This window comes from Flavobacterium terrigena, from assembly GCF_900108955.1.
Classification (GTDB): Bacteria; Bacteroidota; Bacteroidia; order Flavobacteriales; family Flavobacteriaceae; genus Flavobacterium; species Flavobacterium terrigena.
The window spans coordinates 250,472-257,408 of the sequence record NZ_FNYA01000005.1 but is presented as its reverse complement, the minus strand read 5'-3'; the positions used below and the strand labels follow the sequence as shown (position 1 = coordinate 257,408).

Below are 6,937 nucleotides of genomic sequence, written 5' to 3'. Positions count from 1 at the left end.
TATTTTACAAGCTATTTACTTTGAATACGACAAATCTAACATCACGGCTCAAGGTGCAGAAGAGTTAGATAAATTGGTAAGAGTAATGAACGAACATCCAAACATGGTTATCGATGCGAAATCGCATACGGATAGTCGTGGATCAGATAACTATAACTTAAGATTATCGGACAGAAGAGCAAAATCTACGGTTCAATACATCATTTCAAAAGGAATTGCTAAAAACAGAATTACAGGAAGCGGAATGGGAGAAACGCAACCTAAAGTTTCTTGTACAGAATGTACGGAAGAAGAACACGCTCAAAACAGACGTAGTGAGTTCTTGATTATTAAAAAATAGAGTTAGAATTACGAATATAATTAAATTAGTTTCAATGCCAAAGAGTCCCGATTTATCGGGACTCTTTTTTTATACTTTTAATTCTCGTTTTTATGATAATCAGATGTGAAATATAATTTTACACTCGGATATTTTTGCTGTGTCATTTGAATTGAAAATTCACTATCTGCTAAAAACACTAATTGATTGTGTTTATCGTGAGCCATAAATTTCTGTTTAACACGTTTGAATTCTTTAAATTCTTCGTTTTTAGGATCGTCTGGAAGCACCCAACACGCCTTGTAAGCAGGAAAGTTCTCGTAAGTGCATTTCGCGCCGTATTCGTGCTCTAAACGGTACTGAATCACCTCGTATTGAAGTGCGCCAACTGTTCCAATTACTTTTCTTCCATTCATTTCAATCGTAAACAACTGCGCTACACCTTCGTCCATTAATTGGTCGACACCTTTTTCAAGTTGTTTTGCTTTTAACGGATCGGCATTATTGATATAACGGAAATGTTCAGGAGAGAAACTAGGAATTCCTTTAAAATTCATTGCTTCACCTTCAGTAAGAGTATCTCCAATTTTAAAATTACCTGTATCGTGTAAACCTACAATATCACCAGGATATGAAATATCTACAATTTCTTTTTTCTCAGCGAAGAAAGCATTCGGACTACTGAATTTCATGTTTTTCCCTTGACGAACATGTAAATACGGTTTGTTTCTTTCGAAAGTTCCCGAAACAATTTTCACGAAAGCTAAACGGTCACGGTGTTTCGGATCCATATTCGCGTGGATTTTAAACACAAAACCACTGAATTTTTTCTCATTAGAATCTACTAAACGCGTATCTGAAGCTTTTGGTTGTGGTGTTGGAGCGATTTCAATAAAACAATCTAACAATTCTCGAACTCCAAAATTATTTAAAGCTGAACCAAAAAATACCGGTTGTAATTTCCCTGATAAATATTGTTCTCTATCGAATTCTGGATATACTTCAGAAATTAATTCAATTTCTTCACGTAGTTTATTAGCTGGTTTTTCACCAATAATTTTTTCTAATTCTGGGTTTTGAAGATCTGAAAATGCAATCGTTTCTTCAATATTTTTTCTGCTATCACCTTCAAATAAGTTGATGTTCTTTTCCCAAATATTATAAATTCCTTGGAAATCGTAACCCATACCAATTGGAAAACTCAACGGCGTAACTTGTAAACCTAATTTTTGTTCCACTTCGTCCATTAAGTCAAAAGCATCTTTACCTTCACGGTCTAATTTGTTGATGAAAACAATCATTGGAATGTTTCGCATACGACAAACAGCAACCAGTTTTTCGGTTTGTTCTTCCACACCTTTTGCTACGTCAACCACAACAATAACGCTATCTACAGCTGTTAATGTACGGAAAGTATCTTCAGCAAAATCCTTGTGACCAGGCGTGTCTAAAATGTTTATTTTTTTCTCTTTATAATTGAAGGCTAACACCGACGTAGAAACCGAAATTCCACGCTGACGTTCAATTTCCATGAAATCGGAAGTGGCACCTTTTTTAATTTTATTACTTTTTACTGCACCAGCTTCATTAATGGCACCTCCAAACAATAACAGTTTTTCTGTTAAAGTCGTTTTTCCAGCATCTGGGTGAGAGATAATTCCAAAAGTTCTTCTCCTTGCAATTTCTTTTTCGAAACTCATTAGTGTAATTTTTTTGCAAAAATACTATTTATAAATAATATTTTCTGTGTCGATATAGTTTTATTAACGATTTGAGATTTTAAACAAACAAAAAACCCAACTAATCAGCTGGGTTTTTGTATTCTATATCAATTATTTATTGAAAAGCTTGTTCTAAATCGGCTAGTATATCTGAAATATCTTCCACACCAACACTTAAACGAACTAAATCGTCCGTAATTCCAATTTCTTTACGTTTTTCTTCTGGAATAGAAGCATGTGTCATTAACGCTGGATGATTCGCTAAAGATTCCACACCACCTAAAGATTCGGCTAATGTGAATACTTTTACTTTTTCTAACATTTTAATTGCATCCGCTTTCGCTCCTGATTTGAATGTGAAAGAAACCATACCACCAAAACCACCAATCATTTGTTTTTTAGCGATATCATGATTTGGATGACTTTCTAATCCTGGATAATAAACCGTAGCCACTTTTGGGTGATTTACTAAATATTCCGCCACTTTTGCACCGTTTTCACAATGTCTTTGAACACGTAAATGTAAGGTTTTGATTCCTCTTAAAACCAAATAACTATCCATTGGCCCTAATGTTCCACCTGTAGCAAATTGTGCAAAGTGTAATTTTTCGCCTAACGCTTCATCTTTTACAATTAATGCTCCAGCAATTACATCACTGTGTCCGCCTAAATATTTAGTTGCCGAATGCATTACGATATCTGCACCTAAATCTAAAGGTTTTTGTAAATATGGAGTGGCAAATGTATTGTCAACCGCAAAAAGCAAATTATGTTTTTTAGTGATTTTCGCAATTTCTGCAATATCCGCTAATTTCATTAATGGATTAGTTGGAGTTTCTACCCAAACTAATTTTGTATTTTCATTAATTAACGATTGAAATTTCTCGAAATTCGTCATATCTACGAAATGGAATTTGATCCCATATTCTTGATAAATACGCGCAAACATTCTATAAGTTCCACCATATAAATCGTCCATAGCAATAACTTCATCGCCAGGTTTTAATAATTTCATTACTGAATCTGTTGCTGCTAAACCAGAAGCAAAAGCTAAACCTCTAACTCCGTTTTCAATACTTGCTAAAGCTTGTTCTAAAGCCGTACGAGTTGGATTGGCAGCTCTACTGTATTCATATTCTGATAAAGGCACACCTGGACTCGTTTGTACAAATGTAGATGTTTGATATACTGGTGGCATTACCGCTCCAGTACTTGGATCGTGATGCTGATTTCCGTGAATTACTTTGGTATTGAATTTCATTTCTATTATATATTTAATCTATTATATTCCTTGTTGTTTGTCGCCTCGCAATTGGCGGTATTGTTTTCTAGCTTCCGTAAAATAAATACTATCCGGATGTTCTAGCACCACTTTTTCGTAGAAGCTTTTGGCTTTTTCGGGATCGTTGAGCTGTTTTCTATAAATTTCTGCCGAATAAAATAAGGCTTCATCAATATAAATTCCGTCTTTGTGATTATCCAAAATGGTTTGATAGTAGCTAATTGCTTTGGCAAAATTACCTAATTTTTCATAATTTCTACCCACTTTATACAAAGTTCCTGCTTCAATAGGTTGTCCTTTGTGTTTGACTAAAATTTGTAAAAACGCCTCTAAAGCTGCCGCAGGTTTGTTTTGATATTCTAATAAATCGGCTTTTGAAAAATCTTGTAACGCTACTTTTAGTGAATCTTCCGCTTCATTATCGCTAATTAATAAGAACAATTCTACCGCATCATTTGCAATTAATTGAGTTGAAGCTTGTTTTAGTTCTTTAGCTTGTTTTTTTGCCCAATCGAAATCTTTTTTGAAAAAACTCGTTTTCGCCATTCGCATACTAGCTTCGTGTGAATACTCATCGTTAGGTAAATCGTTCTGAATTTGTGCGTAATAAATAATCGCTTGATTGAACTTTTCGTTAAACACAAAAACATCGGCCATTTCCATTTTGACTTTCGCTTTCTGACGAATGTTTAATTGCATTTCCATCAATTTGTCTAAAAGTATTTTCGCATTTTCGAAATCATTTAAATAAAAGGCTTTAAAATGTGCGGCTAAAATCTGTAGATCTACCGAAAATGGAGAATCACCAAATTGACTTAATAATGTATCAAATTTACTTTGAATTAAAGGATAATTCTCTGGTTTTGAATTTGCAATTTCGTTTTTCAACAGAAAATATTGCGCGTTTAAAATAGTAGATTCGTCTGTGGTGTTTTGTAAAATGAATTGAAAAATAGCTTGTGCTGTTTCGTTGTCTTTTTCGTTCACACAAATTTGTGCCAGTTGAATGATATCGTCAAACGATTCTGGATTCCTTTTATAAATAGCTTTTTCCTGTATAAACGCTTTGTTGTATTCTTTCTGATTTACGTATAACCAACTCAAAAATTGGTTCCAATAAATGTCTTGTGTTTTTTGAGTTCGGATTAAAAGTTCTTTTTTTAAGGAATTAGCAAACACATTTTCGGCATCATCTTGCATAAAAAGCACAAGTTGATTTTGTACGTTTAAGGTCGCGTTTACATTAGAATACGAATAATCTAACAATTTCACCACCATGACGTCTAAATTTCCCATTTGACCTTGAAGCAATGCCATTTGGTAATCGAAATTCATGCTAGAATTATTTTTCTGACCAATTTCATACGTATTATAAGCTTGTTGCAAAAGTTGTTTTTGTTCGAAAGCTTGCCCAATTTGATACGCGTAATTCGGCTGATTGGCAACGGCATCAATCGCTTTTTTATAATACGAATCGGCTTTGGATTGGTCTTTTTGCAATTGAGCATTGTAACCTAATTCTACAAAAAAGCCCGGTTGATTGGATTTTTCTTTTTTGCTTAAAAGTAATTTTTCGGCTTTGTCAAATTGTTTTAAACCTTGATAACAACTTACTAATTTTTGCGTGAAATAGAAATTTCCTGGTTGTTTTTTGTCTAATTCCTCATACATCGAAGTGGCTTTGTCAAATTCGCCTTTGTCAAAGTAATTCTGCGCCAAGAGTTCGTTTTGAGAAAAACCAATTAGCGAGCAAAAGAATAATATGATTGTAAAGAGTTTAGTCATAATAAAAAACAAGCCACTAAATTAACAAAAATTAGTCAACTCGTAGCAAGGTTAGTAAATATTTAAGATTTGTGAGGGTTTATGAGTTGATTTTGTATTTTTGGAAACAATAATTAAACTCTTAGAGTGTGAAAAATAAATGGCTTGTAATTAACGCATTGATATCCATATCTATGTTTGCATACATCTTTTATAGTAATTTAGGAGTTTCCGGTGGTGATATGGCCATTGTGGCTTTCAATATTATTTTCGGTATTTTACAAATAATTATGATTGCTATTTTTACAAGTAGAACGAATGATAAAAAACACCTAATAATACTTACAGTAATCATTTTACAGATTATTGAATTACTTGTCTTTTTGGCCTATGGGTTTTTAATCAGTAAGTATTTAAGTCAATGATAAAAAACAAAAAAGCAACTCCTAAAAGTTGCTTTTTTTATTATGAGAGATGCTGAAACGAGTTCAGCATGACAAAACTAGTCAATAATATCAAATCCAGTATATCTTCTTAAAACTTCCGGAATTACGATTCCTTCAGGTGTTTGATAGTTTTCTAAAATTCCAGCTAAAACTCTAGGTAAAGCTAATGAACTTCCGTTTAACGTGTGTGCCAATTGGTTTTTACCATTTGCATCTTTATATCTTAATTTTAATCTGTTCGCTTGGAACGTTTCGAAATTAGACACAGAAGAAATTTCTAACCAACGATCTTGAGCAGTTGAAAACACTTCAAAATCATAAGTTAATGCTGAAGCAAATCCCATATCACCACCACAAAGCCTCAAAACGCGGTAAGGTAATTTTAACTCTTTTAAAATTTCTTTCACGTGTTCTACCATTCCGTCTAACGCTGCATAAGAGTTTTCGGGTTTTTCGATACGTACAATTTCTACTTTATCAAATTGGTGTAAACGGTTCAATCCACGAACGTGAGCACCATAAGAACCTGCTTCTCTACGGAAACATGGTGTGTAACCTGTACATAAAATTGGCAAATCGTTTTCTGAAACTAAATCGTCTCTGAAAATGTTAGTTACAGGCACTTCCGCAGTTGGAATTAAATATAAATTATCCGTTGCGTCATGATACATTTGTCCGTCTTTGTCTGGTAATTGCCCAGTTCCGTAAGCCGAAGCTTCGTTTACTAAATGTGGTACTTGGTATTCTTTGTAACCGGCATCTGTGTTTTTATCTAAGAAATATGAAATTAAGGCACGTTGTAATTTGGCACCTTTTCCTTTGTAAACTGGAAATCCTGCACCTGTGATTTTTACCCCTAATTCAAAATCAATGATATCATATTTTTTAGCCAATTCCCAGTGTGGTAAAGCACCTTCGTGTAATTTAGGAATGTCACCTTCTTCAAAAACGTTTAAATTTTCTTCAGGCGTTTTTCCGAAAGGAACTATTTCTGCTGGTAAGTTTGGTAATTTATATAATTCGTCTTGCAATTGGTTCGCAATTGCATTTAAAGCTTCATTTAACTCTTTAGAATTTTCTCTAATTTGAATCGTTTTTTCCTTTAAGATTTCGGCTTTGGCTTTTTCGCCACTTTTCATCATTTCGCCAATGTCTTTGGATAATTTATTAGATTCCGCTAAAAGATTGTCTAATTCTACTTGTGTGTTTCTACGTTTTTCGTCTAATTCCACAACAAGCTCTACAATAGCAGTAGCTTCGAAGTTCTTTTTCGCTAATCGCGTAATGACTTCTTCTTTGTTTTCTCTAATAAAATTTACTTGTAACATGTTTGTTTATTTTTGGAAAGCAAATGTAAGGAATTGTTGTAAATTTTTATGAAAAGAAAAGGCACAATTGTTAAATT

At 33.5% G+C, this 6,937-nt stretch carries 6 protein-coding genes; 2 read left to right on the top strand and 4 right to left on the bottom strand.

Going from position 1 to position 6,937, the window contains the following annotated elements:
• Positions 1-340 (top strand): OmpA family protein (locus BMX42_RS10280; RefSeq protein WP_143055636.1); only part of this gene is annotated, 340 nt, incomplete at its 5' end.
• A gap of 77 nt (positions 341-417) precedes the next feature.
• Here BMX42_RS10280 and BMX42_RS10275 read toward each other — a convergent pair.
• The 3 genes from BMX42_RS10275 to BMX42_RS10265 form a co-directional block, all read right to left on the bottom strand.
• The gene (locus BMX42_RS10275; RefSeq protein ID WP_091313370.1) at positions 418-2,019 is read right to left on the bottom strand and encodes a peptide chain release factor 3; all 1,602 of its coding nucleotides are present in this window, start codon (positions 2,017-2,019) and stop codon (positions 418-420) included.
• 136 nt (positions 2,020-2,155) lie between these two features.
• Entirely contained in the window at positions 2,156-3,301 is a 1,146-nt protein-coding gene (locus tag BMX42_RS10270) for a cystathionine gamma-synthase (protein WP_091313366.1), read from the bottom strand.
• A gap of 21 nt (positions 3,302-3,322) precedes the next feature.
• Positions 3,323-5,041, bottom strand: coding sequence for a tetratricopeptide repeat protein (locus BMX42_RS10265; protein ID WP_317040035.1), 1,719 nt, complete (start codon positions 5,039-5,041; stop codon positions 3,323-3,325).
• Positions 5,042-5,280: 239 nt separating this feature from the next.
• Here BMX42_RS10265 and BMX42_RS10260 point away from each other — a divergent pair, with 239 nt between their 5' ends.
• Positions 5,281-5,511, top strand: a complete 231-nt coding sequence (locus BMX42_RS10260) for a hypothetical protein (RefSeq protein ID WP_091313360.1) — start codon at positions 5,281-5,283, stop codon at positions 5,509-5,511.
• A 77-nt stretch (positions 5,512-5,588) separates the two neighbouring features.
• Here BMX42_RS10260 and serS read toward each other — a convergent pair whose 3' ends face one another.
• Positions 5,589-6,860 (bottom strand): serine--tRNA ligase, encoded by a 1,272-nt coding sequence (gene serS, locus BMX42_RS10255; RefSeq protein ID WP_091313356.1) that lies wholly within the window; start codon positions 6,858-6,860, stop codon positions 5,589-5,591.
• Between the last annotated feature and the right edge of the window lie 77 nt (positions 6,861-6,937).